Annotated in this window: 26 protein-coding genes and 1 pseudogene; 13 read left to right on the forward strand and 14 right to left on the reverse strand. The window is 61.7% G+C overall.

Annotated features, from left to right (window positions below; all coding sequences use genetic code 11):
• Nucleotides 1–38: 38 nt before the first annotated feature.
• Nucleotides 39–830 carry a YfaP family protein gene (locus BSF40_RS15485; protein ID WP_095965744.1) on the reverse strand — a complete coding sequence of 264 codons (792 nt, stop codon included), beginning with the start codon at nucleotides 828–830 and terminating at the stop codon, nucleotides 39–41.
• A 277-nt stretch (nucleotides 831–1,107) separates the two neighbouring features.
• Between BSF40_RS15485 and BSF40_RS15490 the strand changes: the two genes are divergently transcribed.
• The 5 genes from BSF40_RS15490 to BSF40_RS15510 all read left to right on the forward strand — a co-directional run bounded on the left by BSF40_RS15490 (nucleotide 1,108) and on the right by BSF40_RS15510 (nucleotide 7,536).
• Nucleotides 1,108–2,253, forward strand: coding sequence for a Fic family protein (locus BSF40_RS15490; RefSeq protein WP_095965745.1), 1,146 nt, complete (start codon nucleotides 1,108–1,110; stop codon nucleotides 2,251–2,253).
• Between the two features lie 166 nt (nucleotides 2,254–2,419).
• Nucleotides 2,420–2,662, forward strand: coding sequence for an exodeoxyribonuclease VII small subunit (locus BSF40_RS15495; RefSeq protein ID WP_007970180.1), 243 nt, complete (start codon nucleotides 2,420–2,422; stop codon nucleotides 2,660–2,662).
• Nucleotides 2,659–3,546 (forward strand): (2E,6E)-farnesyl diphosphate synthase, encoded by an 888-nt coding sequence (gene ispA / locus BSF40_RS15500; protein WP_095965746.1) that lies wholly within the window; start codon nucleotides 2,659–2,661, stop codon nucleotides 3,544–3,546. The genes BSF40_RS15495 and ispA overlap by 4 nt, the downstream gene beginning before the upstream one ends.
• A gap of 91 nt (nucleotides 3,547–3,637) precedes the next feature.
• A complete protein-coding gene (gene dxs, locus BSF40_RS15505; protein WP_095965747.1) occupies nucleotides 3,638–5,536 on the forward strand; it encodes a 1-deoxy-D-xylulose-5-phosphate synthase in 1,899 nt (632 codons plus the stop codon).
• Nucleotides 5,537–5,676: 140 nt separating this feature from the next.
• Nucleotides 5,677–7,536 (forward strand): TonB-dependent receptor domain-containing protein, encoded by a 1,860-nt coding sequence (locus tag BSF40_RS15510; protein ID WP_095965748.1) that lies wholly within the window; start codon nucleotides 5,677–5,679, stop codon nucleotides 7,534–7,536.
• 136 nt (nucleotides 7,537–7,672) lie between these two features.
• Here BSF40_RS15510 and BSF40_RS15515 read toward each other — a convergent pair whose 3' ends face one another.
• The 12 genes and pseudogenes from BSF40_RS15515 to nrdR form a co-directional block, all read right to left on the reverse strand.
• Entirely contained in the window at nucleotides 7,673–8,473 is an 801-nt protein-coding gene (locus tag BSF40_RS15515; protein WP_095965749.1) for a cobalamin-binding protein, read from the reverse strand.
• Entirely contained in the window at nucleotides 8,473–8,892 is a 420-nt protein-coding gene (locus BSF40_RS15520; RefSeq protein ID WP_095965750.1) for an MFS transporter, read from the reverse strand. The genes BSF40_RS15515 and BSF40_RS15520 overlap by 1 nt, the downstream gene beginning before the upstream one ends.
• The gene (gene ribA, locus BSF40_RS15525; RefSeq protein ID WP_007970170.1) at nucleotides 8,889–9,506 is read right to left on the reverse strand and encodes a GTP cyclohydrolase II; all 618 of its coding nucleotides are present in this window, start codon (nucleotides 9,504–9,506) and stop codon (nucleotides 8,889–8,891) included. The genes BSF40_RS15520 and ribA overlap by 4 nt, the downstream gene beginning before the upstream one ends.
• Before the next feature lie 142 nt (nucleotides 9,507–9,648).
• Nucleotides 9,649–10,081: pseudogene (locus tag BSF40_RS15530) on the reverse strand (hypothetical protein).
• A 35-nt stretch (nucleotides 10,082–10,116) separates the two neighbouring features.
• The gene (locus BSF40_RS15535) at nucleotides 10,117–10,620 is read right to left on the reverse strand and encodes a phosphatidylglycerophosphatase A (protein WP_007970166.1); all 504 of its coding nucleotides are present in this window, start codon (nucleotides 10,618–10,620) and stop codon (nucleotides 10,117–10,119) included.
• Nucleotides 10,617–11,582, reverse strand: coding sequence for a thiamine-phosphate kinase (gene thiL / locus BSF40_RS15540; RefSeq protein ID WP_095965751.1), 966 nt, complete (start codon nucleotides 11,580–11,582; stop codon nucleotides 10,617–10,619). The genes BSF40_RS15535 and thiL overlap by 4 nt, the downstream gene beginning before the upstream one ends.
• Before the next feature lie 28 nt (nucleotides 11,583–11,610).
• Nucleotides 11,611–12,111 carry a transcription antitermination factor NusB gene (nusB, locus tag BSF40_RS15545; protein ID WP_007970164.1) on the reverse strand — a complete coding sequence of 167 codons (501 nt, stop codon included), beginning with the start codon at nucleotides 12,109–12,111 and terminating at the stop codon, nucleotides 11,611–11,613.
• Complete coding sequence (gene ribE, locus BSF40_RS15550) at nucleotides 12,108–12,584, reverse strand: 6,7-dimethyl-8-ribityllumazine synthase (protein WP_003228649.1); 477 nt, start codon at nucleotides 12,582–12,584, stop codon at nucleotides 12,108–12,110. Before ribE ends, nusB begins: the two co-directional genes overlap by 4 nt.
• A 91-nt stretch (nucleotides 12,585–12,675) precedes the next feature.
• On the reverse strand, nucleotides 12,676–13,767 hold the full coding sequence (gene ribBA, locus BSF40_RS15555; RefSeq protein WP_007970163.1) for a bifunctional 3,4-dihydroxy-2-butanone-4-phosphate synthase/GTP cyclohydrolase II: 1,092 nt from the start codon (nucleotides 13,765–13,767) through the stop codon (nucleotides 12,676–12,678).
• A gap of 16 nt (nucleotides 13,768–13,783) precedes the next feature.
• On the reverse strand, nucleotides 13,784–14,449 hold the full coding sequence (locus BSF40_RS15560; RefSeq protein WP_008018158.1) for a riboflavin synthase: 666 nt from the start codon (nucleotides 14,447–14,449) through the stop codon (nucleotides 13,784–13,786).
• Nucleotides 14,450–14,496: 47 nt separating this feature from the next.
• Nucleotides 14,497–15,630, reverse strand: a complete 1,134-nt coding sequence (gene ribD / locus BSF40_RS15565) for a bifunctional diaminohydroxyphosphoribosylaminopyrimidine deaminase/5-amino-6-(5-phosphoribosylamino)uracil reductase RibD (RefSeq protein WP_095965752.1) — start codon at nucleotides 15,628–15,630, stop codon at nucleotides 14,497–14,499.
• The gene (nrdR, locus tag BSF40_RS15570) at nucleotides 15,627–16,091 is read right to left on the reverse strand and encodes a transcriptional regulator NrdR (protein ID WP_003228656.1); all 465 of its coding nucleotides are present in this window, start codon (nucleotides 16,089–16,091) and stop codon (nucleotides 15,627–15,629) included. Before nrdR ends, ribD begins: the two co-directional genes overlap by 4 nt.
• 127 nt (nucleotides 16,092–16,218) lie before the next feature.
• Between nrdR and BSF40_RS15575 the strand changes: the two genes are divergently transcribed.
• The 3 genes from BSF40_RS15575 (at nucleotide 16,219) to trxA (ending at nucleotide 18,403) form a co-directional block, all read left to right on the forward strand.
• On the forward strand, nucleotides 16,219–16,683 hold the full coding sequence (locus BSF40_RS15575) for a YbaY family lipoprotein (RefSeq protein ID WP_095965753.1): 465 nt from the start codon (nucleotides 16,219–16,221) through the stop codon (nucleotides 16,681–16,683).
• Complete coding sequence (locus BSF40_RS15580) at nucleotides 16,680–17,333, forward strand: methyltransferase (protein ID WP_095965754.1); 654 nt, start codon at nucleotides 16,680–16,682, stop codon at nucleotides 17,331–17,333. The genes BSF40_RS15575 and BSF40_RS15580 overlap by 4 nt, the downstream gene beginning before the upstream one ends.
• 197 nt (nucleotides 17,334–17,530) lie before the next feature.
• Entirely contained in the window at nucleotides 17,531–18,403 is an 873-nt protein-coding gene (gene trxA, locus BSF40_RS15585; RefSeq protein ID WP_095965755.1) for a thioredoxin, read from the forward strand.
• A gap of 103 nt (nucleotides 18,404–18,506) precedes the next feature.
• Here trxA and BSF40_RS15590 read toward each other — a convergent pair whose 3' ends face one another.
• Complete coding sequence (locus BSF40_RS15590) at nucleotides 18,507–18,845, reverse strand: hypothetical protein (RefSeq protein WP_095965756.1); 339 nt, start codon at nucleotides 18,843–18,845, stop codon at nucleotides 18,507–18,509.
• Between the two features lie 135 nt (nucleotides 18,846–18,980).
• Here BSF40_RS15590 and BSF40_RS15595 point away from each other — a divergent pair, with 135 nt between their 5' ends.
• The 5 genes from BSF40_RS15595 (at nucleotide 18,981) to BSF40_RS15615 (ending at nucleotide 23,134) form a co-directional block, all read left to right on the forward strand.
• Entirely contained in the window at nucleotides 18,981–19,559 is a 579-nt protein-coding gene (locus tag BSF40_RS15595; protein ID WP_095965757.1) for a DUF2796 domain-containing protein, read from the forward strand.
• Nucleotides 19,560–19,694: 135 nt separating this feature from the next.
• On the forward strand, nucleotides 19,695–20,405 hold the full coding sequence (locus BSF40_RS15600) for an ABC transporter ATP-binding protein (protein WP_095965758.1): 711 nt from the start codon (nucleotides 19,695–19,697) through the stop codon (nucleotides 20,403–20,405).
• 1 nt (nucleotide 20,406) lies between these two features.
• Nucleotides 20,407–21,672 carry an ABC transporter permease gene (locus tag BSF40_RS15605; protein ID WP_095965759.1) on the forward strand — a complete coding sequence of 422 codons (1,266 nt, stop codon included), beginning with the start codon at nucleotides 20,407–20,409 and terminating at the stop codon, nucleotides 21,670–21,672.
• Nucleotides 21,673–21,683: 11 nt separating this feature from the next.
• Complete coding sequence (locus BSF40_RS15610) at nucleotides 21,684–22,202, forward strand: DUF3299 domain-containing protein (RefSeq protein ID WP_095965760.1); 519 nt, start codon at nucleotides 21,684–21,686, stop codon at nucleotides 22,200–22,202.
• A 233-nt stretch (nucleotides 22,203–22,435) separates the two neighbouring features.
• Nucleotides 22,436–23,134: an OmpW family protein gene (locus tag BSF40_RS15615; protein ID WP_095965761.1), complete on the forward strand. Its 699-nt coding sequence runs from the start codon at nucleotides 22,436–22,438 to the stop codon at nucleotides 23,132–23,134.
• The last annotated feature ends 119 nt before the right edge of the window (nucleotides 23,135–23,253 follow it).

Raw genomic sequence — 23,253 nt, forward strand, 5'->3', positions numbered from 1 at the left:
GTTCACAAAACCCGATGTTCATCCGTGGAGCGGGATGCTTAATAGTTGAAAGTCTTGACCAGCAGCAGGTCGCCGATTGCGCGCAGGGGCACGATGAAGGTCTCGCGTTTTTCATCGACGGTGTTTTCGTTGAGCACCAGGTTGATCTGCGAGGTAATCACCTCGTTCTGGTTGCCGGTCTCCTCGAAGTTATAGCCTTCGCTGCCGAAGTTGCCCCAATAGTTCACGTAAACCAGATAGGTGCCGTGCAGCGGTGCGGTCATGGTGAACATCTCCGGGCCGGGTCCATCGACGCCGTCCGGGTCGAGGCCGCCGCCATTGGTCAGCGCCGAGTGCGCCCAGAAAGCGTGCTGGCCGTCGGGGGTGATGATGTGCAAATCGAGTTCGGCCTTCGGGTCGTCCCAGCCCAGCACCACACGAATCCGCGCGGGAGTGCGCAGGTTGTTGGCTTCATAGAATTGAACGCGCTTGAGCGACTGGCCTTCAGCGCTACGCACTTCGACGCTGTTGGAACCGGCGCCGAACGCATAGGGCCGGGCGAAACGGCCCTGGTCGTCGGTGTACAGATTCAAGGGATTGCCGTTGACCGCCAGCGTGTGCGGCCCACGCTGAGTACCGAGGGCCTTGAGTTGACCTTCGATCATCGTGCGATTGCGCTGCACGCCTCGGTCGATGGGCGGCGTGGGATAGGCGACTTGCGGGTTTTCCGTACGATCCAGCAAACCGTTGTAGCGCCAGCCGCCCACCGGCTCCGACAACCCGGCATTCGGCGCGGCCAGAATCGAGGGCGCGATAGCCAGCCCGATCAGCAGCAAAAGAAATGAGCGCATGCGACGCCTCCTGCCATGCATGACGAAACCTTGCGCCTGATCCTGGGCGCGTTACAGATGGGCATACTGCGTTTCGTCTGAAAGACCCGTGACTGCCAGGTCGTATAGGGCTTGAAGGTTAGCCATTCGGGTGTTTTTTAACAATCGGACGGCTCCGAAATTGCGGCGGGAATCACGATAACGGGTGGACGGTGAGCCGAATACGCGCCATATTCGGCTCATTATATGAGCCGAATAACCGATCTAATCGGCTCACCCCGCTTAGAGCATCAAGTGCATGACACCTCAATGGATATGGCAGCAGCCTGATTGGCCAGAGTTCACCTGGAATGCCGAACGCTTGGCGCCCTTGTTACGCGAGTGCGTTCAAGCACAAGGTCGGCTAATGGGCATGGCCAGTTCCGTGGGCAGTTCGCTGAGCGCGCAAAGTGAGCTGGATGCGTTATTGCAAAACATCGTCACCTCATCGGCCATTGAAGGTGAACAACTGAACGTCGGCTCCGTTCGTTCGTCGCTGGCTCGACGCCTGGGTCTGGATCTGGTTGATGGCGATAGAGTCAGCCAACGCAGTGAAGGTCTTGCGCAATTGATGCTTGATGCTACTCAGCATTTTGCCGAGCCGCTGACACTGGACCGCTTGCTGCACTGGCATGGATGGTTGTTTCCGGAGCAGGACGGCAACCTCGCCACCCGGGCGATACGTGTCGGTGCATTGCGCGGCGATGAACCGATGCAGGTCGTCTCCGGTCGTCTCGACAAGCCGACCGTACACTTCGAAGCGCCGCCTCGACCGGGCCTTGAGCGTCAACTCGAAATCTTCCTCGACTGGTTTGAGAGCGGCCGAAGCCAGGTCGGACTCGACCCGTTGCTGCGTGCTGGCATCGCCCACTTCTGGTTTGTCACACTCCACCCTTTTGACGACGGCAATGGTCGCCTCACACGCACCATTACCGATCTGGCATTGGCACAGGGCGAGGCTCAGGCGATTCGTTTTTACGCCATGTCGGCAAGCATTCTTGAGGACCGCTCCGGTTACTACCGGGTATTGGAAACGAGTCAAAAAGCTACGACCGATGTCACGGAGTGGCTGGAGTGGTTCCTGCAAACGCTTCTGCTCAGCCTGCAACAAGCCATGACACGGATCGACAGTGTGCTAGGCAAGGCGCGATTCTGGCAGGCGCACCAAACATCCGGGTTGTCGGCCGAACAAACCAGGGTACTGAATCGCTTGCTCGATGGCGGCGAAAGAGGCTTCGAGCACGGCATCAGTGCGGCTCAATACCAGGCGGTCGCCAAAGTATCCAAAGCGACCGCAACCCGTCATCTGGCCGAACTGCTGGATAAGGGCTGTCTGCAACGCCTGCCCGGTGGCGGGCGCAGCACCCGCTACCGAATCCACTATCCTGATAACCCGGTACTGTAGGAGCTGCCGGAGGCTGCGATCTTTTGATCTTGCTTCCAACAAAACAAAGTCAAAAGATCGCAGCCTTCGGCAGCGCCTACGGGGGCGTACATCGTCTGTGAGTTTGCCCATAAACCCCCTATCTGCTAGTGTCGCGCCGGTTTAACGTCAACCGGAAATCGCCGCCATGGCCCGCAAAAAAGCTGCACTGGATTTCGAACAGTCCCTCGCCGACCTGCAAACGCTGGTGGAGCGTCTGGAGAATGGCGAATTGTCGCTGGAGGACTCGCTGGCCGCTTTCGAGCAAGGCATCGGTCTGACCCGCGATTGCCAGGCGGCGCTGGCCCAGGCCGAGCAAAAGGTTCAGGTACTGCTCGAGCGTGATGGCGAGTTGGCCGAGGAACCCTTCGACGCGGATCAGCCAGAATGATTGCAGCCTACTCGGCCACCAGCCAGGCCCGCGTCAATGCGGCGCTGGAAACCCTGTTCACGGCACCAGGCCCCGAGTTGGCGCGGCTGTACGAAGCCATGCGCTACAGCGTGATGAATGGCGGCAAACGCGTGCGTCCCCTGCTGGCCTACGCCGCGTGTGAAGCATTGGGCGGCAAGCCTGAGCAAGCCAACGGTGCCGCCTGTGCGGTGGAGCTGATCCACGCCTATTCACTGGTACATGACGATTTGCCGGCCATGGACGATGACGATCTGCGTCGCGGCCAACCCACCACCCACAAGAAATTCGATGAAGCCTGCGCGATCCTCGCCGGTGACGGCTTGCAGAGCCTGGCTTTCAGCGCCCTGCTAGACCCGCGCCTGAGCACGTCGGATGCCGAAATCCGCCTGCAAATGGTCAGCGCCCTGGCACTGGCGGCGGGCCCGGCAGGCATGGTCGGCGGTCAGGCCATCGACCTCGGTTCGGTCGGCCTGAAGCTTGACCAGAAAGCCCTGGAATACATGCACCGGCACAAGACCGGTGCGCTGATCGAAGCCAGCGTCAAACTCGGCGCCCTGGCCAGCGGTCGTGCCGAGAAAGACGAACTCAAGTCCCTGCAGACTTATGCTCAAGCCATCGGCCTGGCATTTCAGGTCCAGGACGACATTCTCGACGTCGAAAGCGATACCGCCACCCTCGGCAAACGCCAGGGCGCGGACATTGCCCGGGACAAGCCGACCTACCCGGCCCTGCTCGGCCTCGACGCCGCCAAGGCCTATGCCCTGGAGTTGCGCGACCAGGCCCTGCATGCCCTGCGACCGTTTGACGCGGCGGCCGAGCCGTTGCGGGATCTGGCCCGGTATATCGTCGATCGCCGCAGTTGAAGGCGAATCCACCAAAAAAGACCAACGCGTGGGCAGGGGGCGAAGCATCAGGTAAACTGCCGCATCTTTTATACCTATAACGATTCGCCTGATGCCCACGACGTTTCATGAGATTCCCCGCAAGCGCCCGACCACGCCCCTGCTCGACCGCGCGAACACGCCGGACGGCCTGCGCCGGTTAGGCGAAGCCGAGCTGGAAACCCTGGCCGATGAGTTGCGCCTGGAATTGCTCTACACGGTCGGCCAGACCGGTGGGCATTTCGGTGCAGGCCTGGGCGTGATCGAGCTGACCATCGCGCTGCATTACGTCTTCGACACCCCGGACGACCGGCTGGTGTGGGACGTGGGTCATCAGGCTTATCCACACAAGATCCTCACCGGTCGTCGCGAGCGCATGGGCACCCTGCGCCAGAAGGACGGTGTCGCTGCCTTCCCGCGCCGTTCCGAGAGCGAGTACGACACCTTTGGCGTCGGCCACTCCAGCACCTCGATCAGTGCCGCGCTGGGCATGGCGATTGCCGCCCGCCTGCAAAACAGCGAGCGCAAGGCGATCGCGGTGATCGGCGACGGCGCGTTGACCGCGGGCATGGCGTTCGAGGCGCTGAACCATGCGCCGGAAGTGGACGCCAACATGCTGGTGATCCTCAACGACAACGACATGTCGATCTCGCGCAACGTCGGTGGCTTGTCGAACTACCTGGCGAAAATCCTTTCCAGCCGCACCTACGCGAGCATGCGCGAAGGCAGCAAGAAAGTGCTGTCGCGCCTGCCCGGTGCCTGGGAAATCGCTCGCCGCACCGAAGAATACGCCAAAGGCATGCTGGTTCCCGGCACGCTGTTCGAAGAGCTGGGCTGGAACTACATCGGCCCCATCGATGGCCACGATCTGCCGACCCTGATCGCCACCCTGCGCAACATGCGCGACCTGAAAGGTCCGCAGTTCCTGCACGTCGTCACCAAGAAAGGCAAAGGCTTCGCCCCGGCGGAAGTCGACCCGATCGGTTACCACGCCATCACCAAACTCGAACCGCTGGACGCCCCCGCCGCCGCGCCGAAAAAGGCCAGCGGGCCGAAATATTCCGGTGTATTCGGCGAATGGTTGTGCGACATGGCGGCTGCCGATCCGCGCCTGGTCGGGATTACCCCGGCGATGAAGGAGGGCTCGGACCTGGTCGCGTTCAGCGAACGTTTCCCGCTGCGCTACTTCGACGTGGCCATTGCCGAGCAACACGCTGTGACCCTCGCCGCCGGTATGGCCTGCGAAGGCGCCAAACCCGTAGTGGCCATCTATTCGACCTTCCTGCAGCGCGGCTACGACCAGCTTGTCCACGATGTGGCGGTGCAGAATCTCGACGTGCTGTTCGCCATCGACCGTGCAGGTCTGGTGGGCGAAGACGGTCCGACCCACGCCGGCAGCTTCGATTTGTCGTTCCTGCGCTGCATCCCCGGCATGCTGGTGATGACCCCGAGCGATGAAAACGAGCTGCGCAAGATGCTCACCACCGGTCACCTGTACGAAGGCCCGGCGGCTGTGCGTTATCCACGCGGTAATGGCCCGAACGCGACCATCGAGAAAGACCTCGAGCCGATCGAGATCGGCAAGGGCATAGTTCGCCGCCAGGGCAGCAAAGTCGCCTTGCTGGTGTTCGGCGTGCAACTGGCCGAAGCCCTGAAAGTCGCCGAGACGCTGGACGCGACCGTGGTCGACATGCGCTTCGTCAAGCCGCTGGATGAAGCGCTGGTTCGCGAAATCGCCGGCAGCCACGAGCTGCTGGTGACCGTCGAGGAAAACGCAATCATGGGCGGCGCCGGTGGCGCGGTCAGCGAATTCCTCGCCCGCGAAAACATCCTCAAGTCGATGCTGCACTTGGGCTTGCCGGACATCTACGTCGAGCACGCCAAGCCTGCGCAAATGCTGGCCGAGTGCGGGCTGGATGAAGCCGGGATCGAGGCATCGATCCGCGAGCGCCTGCAACTGCTCAACATCTAAACGCAAAACCCTGTGGGAGCGGGCTTGCCCGCGAAGAGGCCGGTATATCCAACATCAATGTTGGCTGTACCGACGCCTTCGCGAGCAAGCCCGCTCCCACATTTGATTTGTGTGCACCACGAAACACCATCGGACCACCCATGAAGTTCTCCCGCCTCGCCCTGCCCCTGTTTCTTCTGCCAACCGCAAACGCCCTCGCCGACACCTTCGAACGCGATCAAGCGCTGAAGCTGCCCGACGTGCTGATCAGCGCCAACCGCCAGGTCGAAGCACGCAACGACAGCAGCGCCGCCAACACCGTGTTCACCCGCGACGACATCGATCGCCTGCAACCCGATAGCGTCACCGACCTGCTGCGCCGTGTACCGGGCGTGCAAATCGTGCAGGCCGGCGGGCGCGGCAGTGTGCCGGGAGTCTACATTCGCGGCACGCAATCAGCCCAGAGCCTGGTGCTGGTGGACGGTCAGCGCATCGGTAGCTCGACCTCCGGCGACAGCAACCTGCAGCACATCAATATCGATCAGGTCGAGCGCGTAGAAGTGCTGCGCGGCTCCCGTTCGGTGATTTATGGCAGCGATGCGATTGGCGGGGTAATCCAGATCTTCACCCGCCGTGGTGGCGAGCAGGGCCTGCAACCGCGCCTGCAGACGGCGTTTGGCAGCAACCAGACCTGGGAGCGCAGCCTTGGCCTGTCCGGTGGCGATGAGCGCACCCGTTTCAATCTCGGCGCCAGCCTCGACGAAAGCGCCGGGATCAATCGCACCCACGAGTCATACCCCAGCGACGGCGACCATGACGAGTACCGAAACCAGTCGTTTAGCATGAGCTTTAGCCACGCACTCAGCGATGACATCGAGATCGGCGCCAACGCGCTGGATAATCGTGGCAAAAGCGAATTCGACAACCCGTTCGGGGCAGTCCAACAGCAGCCATACAACGAATTCGATGTGAGCAGTGTCAGCAGTTACATCGACGCGCGTATCAATGAAGCATGGGAAACCCGTGTTGAACTCGGTCACAGCGAAAACCGCGAGAAGACCCTCGACAAACTCAGTGACGAACGCAGCGTGTTCAACACCTACCGGGATTCGGTGAACTGGCAGAACGACCTGACGCTCAACGAGCGCAACAGTCTGCTGCTGGGAGGTGACTGGTATGAAGACCGGATCAACAGCAGCACCGCGTTCGATGAAGACAGTCGCTGGAATCGTGCGGCGTACATTCAGCATCGCTATCGGGCCGAGCGTTTCTCCACGGAGCTGGGTTTGCGTCACGACGACAACCAGCAGTTCGGCAGCCAGAACACCTGGAGCGGCACCTTCACCCTGCCGCTGAACCCGGACAACGAAGTGCTGTTCACCTACAGCGAAGGCTTCCGCGCACCGACGTTCAACGACCTGTACTACCCCGACTTCAGCAACCCGGACCTCAAGCCTGAAACCTCGAAAAGCTATGAGCTGCAATGGCGCAGCCAATTGACCGAGAGCAGTCGACTGGAAACGTCGCTGTATCGTACCGACCTTGAAGACGCGATCATCTTCGGCAGCAACTCAAGCCCCGAGAACGTTGCCTCGGCGCGGATCAACGGCTTCGAAGCAACGCTGAAGCAGGAACTGTTCGACTGGCAGAGCAATCTCGGCGTGGCGATCATCGATCCGCGCGACCGTGACACGGGCCACACCCTGGCCCGTCGCGCGCGGCGTACCTTGAGTTGGGATCTGGACCGACAGTTCGATCGCCTGGGCCTCGGCGCCAGTTGGCAAGCGGTCAGCAGCAGCTATGACGACCTGAACAATCAACAGCCCCTCGGCGGCTATGCCTTGCTGGGGCTGCGCAGCAGTTGGGAGCTCAATCGTGAAGTCAGGCTGGAGCTGAAGGTCGACAACCTGCTGGACAAGGGTTACAGCCGGGCGTTGTACAGCTACCAGGGCAGCCAGTACGGGTATCGCGAGGAAGGTCGGGCGTGGATGTTCGGGGTGACGTGGACGCCTGGAATCTGATCCGGAATCTGTACTGTCTGGACCGGCCTCTTCGCGGGCAAGCCCGCTCCCACAGGTTTTCGGGTTGGATTACAGATTTGTGATTAAAGCAGAACCCTGTGGGAGCGGGCTTGCTCGCGAAGCAGGCACCTCGCTCTCAGCGGCCAGGCGCAATCAACTGGCAAAGCTTTGCAGTTGCCTCAACCATCTGCCCACTCGGTCGCTCCAGGCCTTTGTCCGTCACCAGGCGCAATTGCCCCTGTGCTACCGCCGCCACCTGCGGCCAGGCTTTCCACGCGTCGAGCTGCGCCTGATCGCTGGCCAGAATCACCTCGGGATTACGCTGCAACACGGCTTCCACGCTGATCTGCGGTGCCGGCAGCTTCAGGTCGGCGAACACGTTTTTTGCTCCGCAGACCTCCAGCGCGTCGCTGATGATCTGCTCGCCACCAACGGTGTACAAGGGCCGATCCCATATCTGATAGAACACCCGCAACGGCTGATCCCGTCGATAACGTTGACGCAGTGCATCCAACCGCTGGCGCAAATCGCTGGCCAATGAAACGCCGCGTTCAGGCCGATCGAGCCGAGCGGCAATGGCCTCGATTTGCGCGGTGAGTTGGTCCAGGCTGTGGGGTTCGGCGACGTAGGTGGGAATGTTCAGGTGCTTGAGCTGGTCGCGCTGGGCCGGGCCGATACTACCGGGCCATAGCAGCAACAGGTCGGGCTTCAGGCTGAGCAACCGCTCCATGTCCAACTGGCCATAGCGGCCAACGGAGGGCAGGTTCTTGAGTTCAGCCGGTCGCTCACCGGCGTCCAGCACACCGACCAGGAGGTCGGCAGAACCCAGTTCAACAACGATTTCAGAGAGTGACGGTGCAAGGCTGACGACCCGCTCGACCGCGATGGCCGATCGGCTGGCGGCCAGCAGCAAAACCGCCAGCCAGAGCGCGCGCATCAACCGAGCTGACGCGGAATACGGTAGAGGTAGAACAGCACGGCGGTCGACAGCGCCAACAGCATCAGCGGCACCGCTTCGAGTCCGACGAACACCGCCAGGGCACCGATCCACGCTGGCAGGCCGGCGGCAAGGAACGCTGTACGGCGTTTCGCCGCCAGGTTGATCCACGCGCCAGGTTCTTCAGGGGTATCGAGGGCTTTCTGGGTGGCGATCAGCGCGTGCTTGTAGGCGCCGAAAAACTTCAGGCTGACAAACATCGAAGCGACACCGGCGATGAACAACGGCATCGTCAGCACCGGCAGAATGGCTTCGCTCTGGCCGAACATCGCGTTGATCACGAACAGCGGCAACAGGGCCAGTGCCAGGTATTGCCACCAGTTGACGGACAGTCGCCGCCGAACCTGACCCCGGGTCACGCCCGGTCTACCTCGCCCTGATGTTCATTGCCCATCATGTGGTCGAGCTTGCTGGCCTTGGTCGCCAGGTAGAGTCGGTTATGCGGGTTGTGGCCAGTGTGCAACGGCACGCGCTCGGCGACCGCGATCCCCATGTCGGTCAAGGCCTTGACCTTGCGCGGGTTGTTGGTCATCAGGCGCAATGACTTCACGCCCAGGTGCTCCAGCATCGGCAGGCACATGGCATAGTCACGCTGGTCGGCAGCAAAGCCCAGACGCTCGTTGGCTTCGACGGTATCGGCGCCACCGTCCTGCAACTCATAGGCGCGGATCTTGTTCAGCAGGCCAATGCCACGACCTTCCTGGCGCAAGTACAGCAACACGCCACGACCTTCGCGGGCGATGGCCTGTAAAGCGGCCTCCAGTTGCGAGCCGCAGTCGCAACGCTGGCTGAACAGTGCATCGCCAGTCAGGCATTCGGAGTGCAACCGGCCGAGTACAGGGGCACCGTCGTCGAACTCACCCAGGCTCAGCACAACGTGCTCGCGGCCAGTGCCTTCATCGAGAAAGCCGTGCATGGTGAATTGCGCAAAAGGCGTTGGCAGCTTGGAAGCGGCGACAAAAACGACAGGCACCGGTGTGCTCCTGATCTAAAAGTTCTGAAGATTCGCAGAGCCGGCATTGTAACAGCAGGTTCCGAGCGACGCTTAGGCTGAATTATCGGCGATAACCATCAAAAAGTTTGATATGCGTCCCACAGGGCTCTGTGTCAGCCCTTCAGTTCGAATCAAACGGATAAGGCTGTTTCCAGCGCTCGAAGATCGGTTTGAGCTCACCGCTTTTTACCAACGTCTCCATACGGTGATCGAACAGGGTCATCAAGCTACGCGCCTTTGGGGTCTTGGCAAAGCAAAGGTACAACGGCAACTCGGCGATATGGGTACTGCGCAACCGGGAGGGATCTTTGGCCACGCTCGGCCAGGCCCAGCGAACGCAGGTAGGGCTCGGTGCGGATGTGCACTTTGACACCTGCCGGCTCGAACACATGTCGCAGCACGTCCCAGCCCAGGCCATGACCGTCGGCGGCGGTGTAGTCTTCCCAGTCTTCGCTGGCCAGATGAATCACCGACGGCGGCGTAGCCCCCTCTCCTCCCGCTTGGGCGAAAGAGCAAAACATCGCGAGCACCACCATCAATCCCCGTAGAACCATCCCTGCTCCCCCGATTATCGCCTGGCATCCCTTGATCAGGCGAAAAACCACACCAGTCCCTGCATCGCCAACCAGGCGAACACCCCGGCCAGGACATCATCGAGCATGATGCCAACGCCGCCATGCACGTGCCGGTCGATCCAGCGAATCGGCCATGGCTTGAGGATATCGAAGAAGCGGAACATCAAGAAGCCTGCCAGCAACCACTGCCAACCTTCCGGCACCAGCCACAGGGTGATCCACATCCCGACCATTTCGTCCCAGACGATGCCTTCATGGTCGTGTACCCGCAAATCGTCGGCCACTTTGCCGCACAGCCAGAAGCCGAACAGCATGGTGATGCCGAGCATCAGCCAGTAACCCCAGTCGGGCAACATCTGCCACAACGGAATAAAGGGGAGCGCAACTAACGAACCCCAAGTGCCGGGCGCCTTTGGCAAGGTGCCCGAGCCGAAGCCGAACGCCAGGAAATGCCATGGATTACGCCAGACCGACGGCGGTACGAATTCCGCCGGGACCTGCTTGGGATGATCTGTCACGGTGACTCCCGAAAATGTTGATAACCCCGGGTTTGCGGGGTGATGTCCTGGCCATCGGCGTCCAGCAGCGTCACGCCCTGCCCCGTCACCACCCGTCCAATCACATGGATCGGCCAGCCGTCGGCCAGCAATGGCGGCAACTCGACGGACGGTAGGGTGAACGCCAGCACGTAATCGTCGCCACCACTCAGGGCCGCCACCTGGGCGTCCGATCGGCCGAGAAAGTCGACCAGGCTCTGCGACAGCGGTAAACGCTCCCGCTCGACTTCGATACCGACCTTCGAGGCCAGCGCGATATGCCCGCAATCAGCAAGCAGGCCGTCGGAGATGTCCATCGCCGAAGTGGCCTTGCCCCGCAGCGCCTGCCCCAGGCCAAGCTGCGGTTGCGGCGACCAGTAGTGGGCCAGCAACGGCTCGGCAACGCTCGCGTCGGCCGTGCGTTGGCCGAGCACCAATGGCAAGGCACCGGCAGCTTTGCCCAGATCGCCGCCAACACACAGCAGATCGCCCGGCTGCGCACCGCTGCGGGTCAGCGCCTGGCCACTCGGCACGCGACCGAATACGGTCATGGTCAGGCTGAGCGGCCCACGGGTGGTGTCACCGCCCACCAGTGCCACGCCGCAGCTTTGCGCCATGGTGTTCAACCCACGGGCATAGGCTTGCAGCCAATCGGCGGTCACCGTCGGCAAGGTCAGGGCAAGGGTAAAGGCGATTGGTGTGGCGCCCATCGCGGCCAGGTCGCTGACGGCCACGGCCAGCGAGCGCTGACCGAGCAGAAAGGGATCGCAGGGATCGGCGAAATGCACGCCGGCCACCAGCGTATCGGTAGAAATCGCCAACTGCTCCCCGGGAGGAACAGCCAGCAAGGCGCAGTCATCGCCGATCCCGAGGGCAACGCCTTCGCCGCCCTGCGCACAAGGCGCGGCGGCGAAGAAATTGCGGATCAGCTCAAACTCGCCCATGGCTTCGTGTCAACATTCCAAGCGCCAATCAGCGCTTGAACGCCTTCACTTCAGCTTCACGCAGACGCGGGGCCAGCTTGTCGAGCACACCGTTGACGAACTTGTGGCCGTCGGTGGAACCGAAGACCTTGGCCAGTTCGATACCTTCGTTGATCACAACGCGGTACGGCACGTCGACGCGCTTGAGCAGTTCCCAGGTGGACAGGCGCAGAACCGCCAGTTCAACCGGGTCCAGCTCTTCGATGGTCAGATCGAGGCAAGGCTTGAGTGCGGTGTCGATTTCGGTCTTGAACTGCGGAACCCCGTGCAGGATTTCGCGGAAGTACGCGCCGTCGACATCGCTGAAATCGTTATCGACCCGGAACTGCGCTTCGATCTCGTTCAGCGACTGCTTGGCCATGTGCCATTGGTACAGCGCCTGAGTCGCGAGCTGACGGGCTTCGCGGCGCTTGGCGCTTTTCGATGGCTTGCCGGCATCCGCAGGCTTTGGATCGCGCGGGTTGAAACGATCGCTATCGTCGCTAATCACTTGGCCTCCAACTGCGCCAGCAGGCTGACCATTTCCAGAGCGGACAGGGCAGCTTCAGCACCTTTGTTGCCGGCCTTGGTGCCGGAACGCTCGATGGCTTGCTCGATGGAGTCAACGGTCAGCACGCCGAATGCAACCGGTACGCCGAACTCCATGGACACCTGGGCCAGGCCCTTGGTGCATTCGCCAGCCACGTATTCGAAATGCGGAGTGCCGCCACGAATGACTGCGCCCAGGGCGATGATTGCCGCGAACTCGCCCTTTTGAGCGACTTTCTGCGCAACCAGCGGAATTTCGAAGGCGCCAGGTGCGCGGATGATGGTGATGTCGCTTTCGCTCACGCCGTGGCGAACCAGGGCATCAACGGCACCGCTGACCAGGCTTTCAACGACGAAGCTGTTGAAACGGCCCACTACCAGAGCGTAGCGGCCTTTAGGGGCGATGAAGGTACCTTCGATGGTCTTCAGGGTCATTCGTTAGATCTCTTAAAGAGCCGGGACGCGTCTCGTACGCGTCCCTCAGTGATATTTGAACCGCGAATTCAAGGCCGGGAACAACCGGTCATTATTCGGAGGGCACGTATTCTACAACTTCCAGATCGAAACCGGATATCGCATTAAATTTCATGGGTGCCGACATCAGGCGCATTTTGCGTACGCCCAGGTCGCGCAAAATCTGCGAACCGGCACCGACAGTGCTGTAAGTGGTCGGTTTTTTCACCGCGGCGTGATCGGCGGTTTCGCGGATATGCGCCAGCAATACGTCACCATCGAGCGGGTGACCGAGCAACAGCACCACGCCGCTGCCGGCCTCGGCAACCGCTGACATGGCGGCGCGCAGGCTCCAGCGGCCTGGTTGCTTGACCATCAGCAGGTCACGCAGCGGGTCCATGTTGTGCACGCGAACCAGGGTCGGTTCTTCGGCACACACGTTGCCCAGGGTCAGCGCCATGTGCACGTCGCCTTCCACCGAATCACGATAGGTCACCAGGTTGAATTGGCCCAGTTCGCTGTCCAGCGGCTGCTCGGCAATCCGCTGAACGGTACGTTCGTGGATCATCCGGTAGTGAATCAGGTCGGCGATGGTGCCGATCTTGATGTCGTGTTCGGCAGCAAAAGCTTCCAGTTCGGCACGACGGGACATGGTGCCATCGTCGTTCATCACTTCGCAGATCACGCCACTCGGCTCGAAACCGGCCATGCGCGCCAGGTCGCAGGCCGCTTCGGTGTGGCCGGCACGGGCCAGGGTGCCGCCGGCCTGGGCCATCAGCGGGAAGATGTGGCCCGGGCTGACGATGTCTTCAGCCTTGGCATCACGGGCGGCAGCCGCTTGCACGGTACGCGCGCGGTCGGCGGCGGAGATGCCGGTGGTCACGCCGGTGGCGGCTTCGATGGAGACGGTGAACTTGGTGCCGAAACCGGAACCGTTGCGCGGTGCCATCAACGGCAGTTTGAGCAGTTCGCAGCGCTCGCGGCTCATCGGCATGCAAATCAGGCCACGGGCGTGCTTGGCCATGAAGTTGATGTGCTCGGGCTTGCAGCACTCGGCGGCCATGATCAGGTCGCCTTCGTTCTCGCGGTCTTCGTCATCCATGAGGATGACCATCTTGCCTTGGCGGATGTCTTCAACCAGTTCTTCGATGCTATTGAGCGCCACAAGGCACCCCCTTGGGTCAGGATTTGAGGTAGCCGTTGGCGGCCAGAAAGCTTTCGGTAATGGTGCTGCCGGCAGTCGGCTCTGCGGCCTTGTCGCCCAAAAGCAGGCGTTCCAGGTAACGGGCCAGCAAGTCGACTTCCAGGTTCACCCGGCGACCAGGCTGATACGACGCCATGATGGTTTCACTCAGGGTGTGCGGAATGATGGTCAGCAGGAACTCGGCGCCATCGACCGCGTTCACGGTCAGGCTGGTGCCGTCGACGGTGATCGAGCCTTTATGGGCGATGTACTTGGCCAGGTCCTTGGGTGCGCGAATGCGGAATTCCACGGCGCGCGCGTTTTCGGTACGGGCAACCACTTCACCCACGCCATCGACGTGACCGCTGACCAGATGCCCGCCAAGGCGAGTGGTCGGGGTCAGGGCTTTTTCCAGATTGACCGGGCTGCCGCTTTTCAGGTCGTTCATGGCGGTGCAGTCGAGGGTTTCGCGACTGACGTCCGCCGCAAAACCATTGCCCGGTAATTCAACGGCCGTCAGGCACACGCCGTTGACCGCGATGCTGTCGCCCAGCTTGACGTCGCTCAGGTCGAGCTTGCCGGTTTCGACGTGAACCCGCACATCACCGCCCTTTGGGGTCAATGCACGAATACTGCCGATGGATTCGATGATGCCGGTAAACATGAGGTTCTCCTCGAGAACAAAGCCAGCGCTATAGCGATGGCCGGAAATTATACGCTCGCTGCTGGCACTGGGATGGCGATGACTCGCCAGTCATCGCCAACTGCACGAATTTCGGTGATTTTGAGCTCCGGCGCATCCTTCATTTGCGCGAGCGGCCAGTCCAGCAGCGGCCGCGCCGAAGAACCCATGAACTTGCCGGCGATGAATATCTGGAATTCGTCCACCAACCCAAGCTGAGCGAAAGCACCCGCCAGCCGTGGACCGGCCTCGACCAGCACCTCGTTGACGCCACGGTTGGCGAGTTCGACCAGCAGCTGACGCAGGTCGACCTGGCCATCGTAGCCGGGCACGATCAGGCATTCCGGGCCGTTGGCGTACTGCTCTTCCACCGCCACGCAGGTGGCGACCAGCGCCGGGCCGGCCTTGAAGAACGGCGCATCCAGCGGTACGCGCAGGCGGCCATCGACCAGCACACGCAGCGGCGGCCGGCTCATGGCCAGTGCGGTTTGTTCGGCGTCCAGTCCGAGCTCATCGGCACGCACGGTCAACCGCGCGTTGTCCGCCAGCACCGTGTCGGCGCCGGTCAGCACCACGCTGGCCTGGGCGCGCAGGCGTTGCACCGCCGAGCGTGCTGCCGGACCGGTAATCCACTGGCTTTCGCCGCTTTCCATCGCCGTGCGACCGTCGAGGCTCATGGCCAGCTTGACCCGCACGAACGGCAAGCCGTGCTCCATGCGCTTGAGGAAGCCTTGGTTGAGCTTTCGCGCTTCACCCTCCAGCACACCACTTTCGGTGGCGATACCGGCCTGAGTCAGGCGTTGCAAACCGCGACCGGCGACTTCCGGGTTCGGGTCCTGCATCGCCGCGACCACGCGGGCCACACCGGCATTCACCAGCGCATCGGCACAGGGCGGCGTGCGGCCGTGGTGGCTGCAAGGCTCAAGCGTCACATAAACGGTCGCGCCACGCGCCTGCTCACCGGCCGCGCGCAAGGCGTGAACCTCGGCGTGAGGCTCGCCGGCGCGCTCGTGCCAGCCTTCGCCGACAATCTGCCCACCCTGCACGATCACGCAACCTACACGTGGGTTGGGGTGCGTTGTGTAATGCCCCTTGCGCGCCAGTTCCAGGGCACGGGCCATGAAATAGGCATCGAGGATGGCAAGTTCTGCGGGCGTGGTCATTCTTTCACCGGTTCACGGGCCAGGCGATCGATCTCTTCGCGGAACTCGTTGAGGTCCTGAAAGCGACGATAGACCGAAGCAAAGCGGATGTAGGCGACTTCGTCGAGCTTCTGCAGCTCGGCCATCACCAGTTCGCCGACCACGAGGGATTTGACCTCGCGCTCGCCGGTGGCACGCAGTTTGTGTTTGATGTGCACCAGCGACGATTCGAGGCGCTCGACGCTCACCGGGCGCTTTTCCAGCGCGCGCTGCATGCCGGCGCGGAGTTTTTCTTCGTCGAACGGCTGGCGGCTGCCGTCGGTTTTTATCAGGCGCGGCAACACCAGTTCAGCCGTCTCGAACGTTGTGAAACGCTCGCCGCAGGCCAGGCATTCACGCCGGCGGCGCACCTGTTCGCCCTCGGCGACCAGACGCGAGTCAATGACCTTGGTGTCGTTGGCACCGCAGAAGGGACAGTGCATGGTGGCAGGCAACAAAAAAAGGGAGGGCCATGGTAGCGCATCCCGGTGGCAAGACAAGCCATAGGGTTTGCGGTATACAGACGGGATGATCACTTGATCCATGGAATTCAGCTTTATGGAGCCACCAATGTCGTTACGTCCGCTCATTTTGCTCAGTGTTTTCAGCCTCCTGGTGGCTTGCAGCAGCGATGCACCCAAGCCCCAGCCGCCAACACCTGGCCCGGCACCGCAGCAAGCGCAGAAGAAAGCCCGGGAGGCTGCAGACCTCGGCCCCCTGCCTGCCTATCAGCGTGAGCTGAGCGGCACCCTGCAGGGCGTGCCGGCCGGTGCTGAAGTCGAGCTGGCATTGCTGGTGATCGACGAGAAAGACCGCCCGCAACAATTGCTCGCCAGTTCCAGCCTGATTGGCAACAACCAGGTATTGCCGTTTCACCTGCGCTTCAATCCTGAGTCCTTCCCGTCCGGCGCCCGCGTGGAACTGCGAGGCCGCGCCAGCCAGTCCGGCCAGTTGATCCTGCACTTGCCGTCGCAACTGATTACCCAGCCGACCACCCAGGCCCTGGGCCAATTGCAATTCGTCAAAGCCCCATGAGTGCACCGCTCGACCTGCAACGGGCCTTGGTTGAACTGCTGGGTGATGCACAATTGGTGGCCTGCCCGTTGCCCGAAACCGATTTGAAGCTGTGGCTGATCGACGGCGACAACATGGACCGCGCCTTCAGCCCCGAAGAAACCCGGCGCATCCTGCATGAACCCCCGTACTGGAGTTTCTGCTGGGCCAGCGGCCTGGCCGTAGCCCGCTATCTGGCCGCAAACCCGCACTGGGTCGAAGGCAAGCGGGTGCTGGATTTCGGCGCTGGCTCCGGGGTGGCGGGGATTGCCGCCGCCAGGGCCGGCGCACTGGAAGTGCTGGCCTGCGACCTCGATCCACTGGCGATTGCCGCGTGTCGGGCGAATGCCGAGCTCAATGACGTGCAGCTCAACTACTCGACGGACTTTTTCGCCGAGGCTGATCGCTTCGATCTGATTCTGGTGGCGGATGTGCTGTACGACCGGGCGAACCTGCCGCTGCTCGACCAGTTCCTCAGTCGCGGCCGAGAGGCGCTGGTGGCGGATTCCCGTGTACGGGATTTTCGCCATCCGTTGTACCGGCGCATCGAAATGCTCGAGGCCATGACCCTGCCGGATCTGGCCGAACCCCACGAGTTTAGGCATGTGAGCCTCTACCATGCGCAGCGCTAGTTAAAAGCTTCGCGGGCAAGCCCGCTCCCACAATGGTTGGTGTGAACCACACATCTTGTGGCGACTTCAATCCCTGTGGGAGCGGGCTTGCCCGCGAAGGCGCCCTGTCAGGCAACACACCTCTCACGGCCAACCGCTTCCGGCCGCCCCCCACCAAGCCGTATAGTTGCCCCATTCACGCTTCCAAGAGATTGCCCATGAGTCAGGAAACGCCGTACATCTTCGACGCCACGACTGCCGATTTCGACCAGTCGGTGATCGAGAACTCTTTCCACAAGCCGGTGCTGGTGGATTTCTGGGCCGAATGGTGCGCGCCCTGCAAAGTGCTGATGCCAATGTTGCAGAGCATTGCCGAGAGCTATCAGGGTGAGTTGCTGCTGGCCAAGGTCAACTGCGACCTCGAGCAAGACATCGTCGCCCGCTTCGGCATCCGCAGCCTGCCGACCGTGGTGCTGTTCAAGGACGGCCAGCCTGTCGACGGCTTTGCCGGTGCCCAGCCTGAATCCGCCGTGCGCGCCCTGCTCGAACCCCATGTGCAGATGCCGCCACCGGCCGCCGCCGATCCGTTCGAACAGGCCCAGGCGTTGTTCGACGACAGCCGCTTTGCCGATGCCGAAGCATTGCTCAAGGTGATCCTGGGTGAAGACAATACCAACGCCAAGGCGCTGATCCTGTACGCCCGCTGCCTGACCGAGCGCGGTGAACTGGGCGAGGCACAAACCGTGCTGGATGCGGTCAAGAGCGACGAGCACAAGGCCGCGCTGGCCGGCGCCAAGGCGCAGATCAAGTTTCTCGGTTTGGCCAAGGACCTGCCGGACGCCGCCGACCTGAAGGCACGGCTGGCAAAAGACCCGCTGGACGATGAAGCGGTCTATCAACTGGCGATCCAGCAACTGGCCCGTCAGCAGTACGACGCTGCGCTGGATGCTTTGCTGAAGTTGTTCATCCGCAACCGCAGCTACAGCGAAGGTTTGCCGCACAAGACCTTGCTGCAAGTGTTCGAGTTGCTGGGCAATGATCACCCGCTGGTGAGCACGTACCGTCGTAAATTGTTTGCCGCGCTGTATTGAATTGCCCTTGTAGGAGCGAGCTTGCTCGCGATGGGCGTCAACGATAATGAGGGCTACCGGTATGACCGCGGTGCCCTGAGGCTCTTCGCGAGCAAGCTCGCTCCTACAACCAGCGGTACAACGGTGTATCGCCGCCGCTTTCCACTTTCACATCCGCACAATGGCGCAAACGCACCAGCAGGCGCTTGCCCGCCGCCGCACTGCCGGTCAGGCCTTCCAATTGATCGAGCAAGTCCGGTCCACTCAACTGTCCGGCCTGACGCAGCAAATCCCGGGCGATCTGCCACAGCGCATCATCCTGATTCAGCGGTTTCGCCACCGGGGCGCTGACCGGGTTTTTTTCTACCTGCAACTGCGCCCCTAGTCGCGCCCAGTCCGCATCGTCCATCTCCAGGGTCAGATCCACCGGCCAGTCGCCGATGCTTCCGCGAATTCGCAACATAAGTCTGCTCCCGCACTTTTCTTCCCTGCATGCTCCCATGGGACTTGTGCAACGCCAAGCAGGCAGTCAAACTCTCCACACTTACGTTATAAGATTACATAACATTTTCTTCATTTTACTTTTCGGAGACTCGCCATGCGTTGTCTGCTCCTCGCTCTGCCGTTTGCCATGCTGCCGCTGGCTGTCGCCCATGCCGCCGATGAACACGATCACGAGCATGGCAGCCTGGGCGCCCACGAACATGGCGTTGGGCGCCTGAACGCGGCGCTGGACGGCAAGACCCTGGCGCTGGAACTGCAAAGCCCGGCCATGAACCTGGTGGGGTTCGAACACGTCGCCACCAGCGATGCCGACAAAGCCAAAGTCGCCGCGGCCCGCGCTCTGCTTGAACAACCGCTGGCCCTGTTCAACCTGCCGAAAGCCGCCGGTTGCGTGGTGGAAAACCAGGAACTGGAAAGCCCGTTGTTCGGTGACACGCCCGATGCCGACGATGACCATGATGAAGACGCCAAGGACGAGCATCATCACGACCACAGCGAAATCCACGCTCATTATCAGTTCACCTGCGCCACACCGGACGCATTGAAGACCCTGGACCTGGCGAACATGTTCAACTCATTCCCGGCCACTCGGACGATTCAGGTACAACTGATCGGCCCGAGCGGGCAGCAAGGCGTTGATGTGACGGCCAAGGCTGCCACCCTGAAATTCTGATCCACCGCAAATCAAATGTGGGAGCGGGCTTGCTCGCGAAAGCGCCGTATCAGTTTGCATCAATGTCTCTGACACACCGCATTCGCGAGCAAGCCCGCGCCCACAGGGGTTCACCACTAACCTGACCGGTTTCACATGACCCAAGCACTCATCGAACTGTCCGACCTGGGCTTCAGCTGGCCCGGTCACCCGCCACTGCTGGACATCCCGGCGTTTCGCCTGGAGCGCGGTGAAACCCTGTTTCTCAAAGGTCCCAGCGGTAGCGGCAAGACCACCCTGCTCGGTCTGCTCGGCGGCGTGCAAAAACCCGATCGCGGCAGCATCCGCCTGCTCGGCCAGGAGCTGACGCAGCTGTCGGCCGGCGCCCGCGACCACTTCCGCGTCGATCACACCGGCTACATCTTCCAGCAGTTCAACCTGCTGCCGTTTCTGTCGGTGCGTGAAAACGTCGAACTGCCCTGCCACTTCTCGACACTGCGTGCCGAACGGGCGAAACAGCGTCATGGCAGCGTCGACAAAGCGGCCGCGACGCTGCTCGCCCACCTGGGTCTGAAGGATGCGAACATCCTCGGTCGCCGCGCCGATTCGTTGTCCATCGGCCAGCAGCAACGGGTCGCCGCCGCCCGTGCACTGATCGGGCAACCGGAACTGGTGATCGCCGACGAGCCGACCTCGGCCCTCGATTACGACGCCCGTGAGAACTTCATTCGCCTGCTGTTCGCCGAGTGCCGCGAAGCCGGCTCGAGCCTGTTGTTCGTCAGCCACGACCAGAGCCTGGCGCCGCTGTTCGATCACAACCTGTCGCTGGCCGAACTCAATCGCGCCGCCACCCCGTCCGAGGTCTGAGATGTATCTGTTTCGTCTAGCCATGGCCAGCCTGGCTAACCGCCGCTTCACCGCGATCCTCACGGCGTTCGCCATCGCCTTGTCGGTGTGCCTGCTGCTGGTGGTGGAGCGCGTGCGCACTGAAGCCAAGGCCAGTTTCGCCAGCACCATCAGCGGTACCGACCTGATCGTCGGCGCCCGCTCAGGTTCGGTGAACCTGTTGCTGTACTCGGTATTCCGCATCGGTAACGCCACCAACAACATCCGCTGGGACAGCTTCGAGCACTTCGCCAGCAACCCGAAAGTGAAATGGGCGATCCCGATGTCTCTCGGTGATTCCCATCGCGGCTATCGGGTGATGGGCACCACCGAAGCCTACTTCGAGCATTACCAGTATGGCCGCCAGCAACACCTGGAGCTGGCCGATGGCCGGGCGTTTGCGACCGACCCGTTCGAAGTGGTGCTCGGTGCCGAAGTGGCCGAGGCACTGCACTACAAACTCGGTGACAAACTGGTGCTGGCCCACGGCGTGGCGGCGATCAGTCTGGTCAAGCACGACGACAAGCCGTTCACCGTGGTCGGCATTCTCAAACGCACCGGCACGCCGGTGGACCGCACGCTGCACATCAGCCTTGGCGGTATGGAAGCGATTCACATCGACTGGCATAACGGCGTGCCGGCCCGGGGCGAGGGCCGAATCACGGCCGATCAGGCACGTAACATGGACCTCACGCCGCAAGCGATCACCGCGTTCATGCTCGGTCTGAACAACAAGATTTCGACCTTTGCCCTGCAACGGGAAATCAATGAATTCCGTGGTGAGCCAATGCTGGCGATCCTGCCGGGCGTGGCGCTGCAAGAGCTGTGGAGCCTGATGGGCACGGCGGAAAAAGCCTTGTTCGTGGTCTCGCTGTTTGTGGTGCTGACCGGGTTGATCGGCATGCTCACGGCCATTCTCACCAGCCTCAACGAACGCCGTCGGGAAATGGCGATCCTGCGCTCGGTGGGTGCGCGACCCTGGCACATCGCGACGCTGCTGGTGCTCGAAGCTTTCGCCCTGGCGCTGTCGGGCGTGATCGCTGGCGTGGCGTTGCTGTATGTGTGCATTGCGGCGGCCCAGGGTTATGTGCAGGCCAACTATGGTCTGTATCTGCCGCTGTCCTGGCCGAGCGAGTATGAATGGAAGCTGCTCGGTGGCATCCTGATCGCCGCGTTGCTGATGGGCAGCGTGCCGGCCTGGCGCGCCTATCGCCAATCCCTGGCCGATGGCCTGTCGATCCGTTTATGAGGACGCTGAAAATGCCCCGCGCTGTACTTGCGCTGTTGATGCTGGTCGCCCTGCCCCTGTGGGCAGCCCAGCCGCGAGACCTGACCTGGTCGGAGATGATTCCGCCGGATGCGCCGAAAGAAGTGCCGAACATGACGCCGCTGCACGATCTGTCGCAGATGAGCACCGCACTGTCAGCCGAGTCGGCGCCCGCCGCCAAACAAGACTTGCCCAACGCACCGGTGGTCAAGACCCTCGATGGCCAGAATATTCGCCTGCCGGGTTACATCGTGCCGCTGGAAGTGAGCGAGGAAGGACGCACCACGGAGTTTCTGCTGGTGCCGTATTTCGGCGCCTGCATTCACGTACCGCCACCGCCGTCGAACCAGATCGTGCACGTCAAAAGCGAAGTCGGCGTGAAGCTGGACGAGTTGTATCAGCCGTACTGGATCGAGGGCGCATTGCAGGTCAAGGCGTCCACCAGCGAACTGGCGGATGCCGGGTATCAGATGGAGGCGGACAAGATTTATCTGTATGAATTGCCGGAGTGAGTCCGGTAGTCATGGGTTGCTTTAAAGTCAGTCATCGCGAGCAAGCTCGCTCCCACACTTGATCTGTGTCTCGACTCAAATCCCCTGTGGGAGCGAGCTTGCTCGCGATGAGGCCATCAGCAACACCACAAAAATCACTCCCTCCCCACTTTCATTGAGCTGCATCAAAAGACCGAATCGTTAGGCGCCTTACCATTGGACATCGAACATTTTTAACGTCCTCTGGAGCCCCCATGAACAAGTCCTTGCTCAGCGCTTCGCTGGTTGCCCTCGCGCTCGCAGCCCCGCTCGCCAATGCTTTCGAAGCCGGTGACATCATCCTTCGTGCCGGCGCCATCACCGTCGACCCGGAAGCCGACAGCTCCAGCGTCAAGGTTGATCAAGGCCCGCTGGCGGGTGCCGACCTGGGTGGCAAGGCGACCCTGAGCAGCGACACGCAACTGGGCTTGAACTTCGCCTACATGCTCACCAACCACCTGGGTATCGAGCTGCTGGCGGCAACCCCCTTCGAACATGATGTGAAAATCAAGGGCACCGCGCTGGCCCCTGCCAACGGCAAGCTCGGTAGCATCAAACAGCTGCCGCCAACCTTGAGCCTGGTGTATTACCCGCTGGATCCCAAGTCGGCGTTCCAACCGTACATCGGCGGTGGCATCAACTACACCTATATCTACGACGAACATGTCGGCAGCCGAGCCCAGTCCGCCGGTTTCAGCAATTTCAAGGCGGATAACTCATGGGGTCTGGCCTGGCAGGTCGGTGCTGACTACATGCTGACCGACAACGTGATGATTAACGCCCAGGTGCGCTACATCGACATCGATACCACCGCCACTGTGGAAAACAACGCCATTGCACCGGGCACCCGGGCCAAGGTCGATGTGGATGTGGATCCGTTCGTCTACATGGTCGGTCTGGGCTACAAGTTCTAAGTAACGTTCACGTGGTGGTGGATGAGGCCGTGGCGAGCAAACTCAATACTGATGACGACCGTGACGGAGTCGATCTGGAGCAAGCTCCCTCGCCATAGAAGTTGCACACGCTGTAAGTA

The organism is Pseudomonas sp. ACN5, assembly GCF_002303975.1.
Lineage (GTDB): Bacteria > Pseudomonadota > Gammaproteobacteria > Pseudomonadales > Pseudomonadaceae > Aquipseudomonas > Aquipseudomonas laurylsulfatiphila.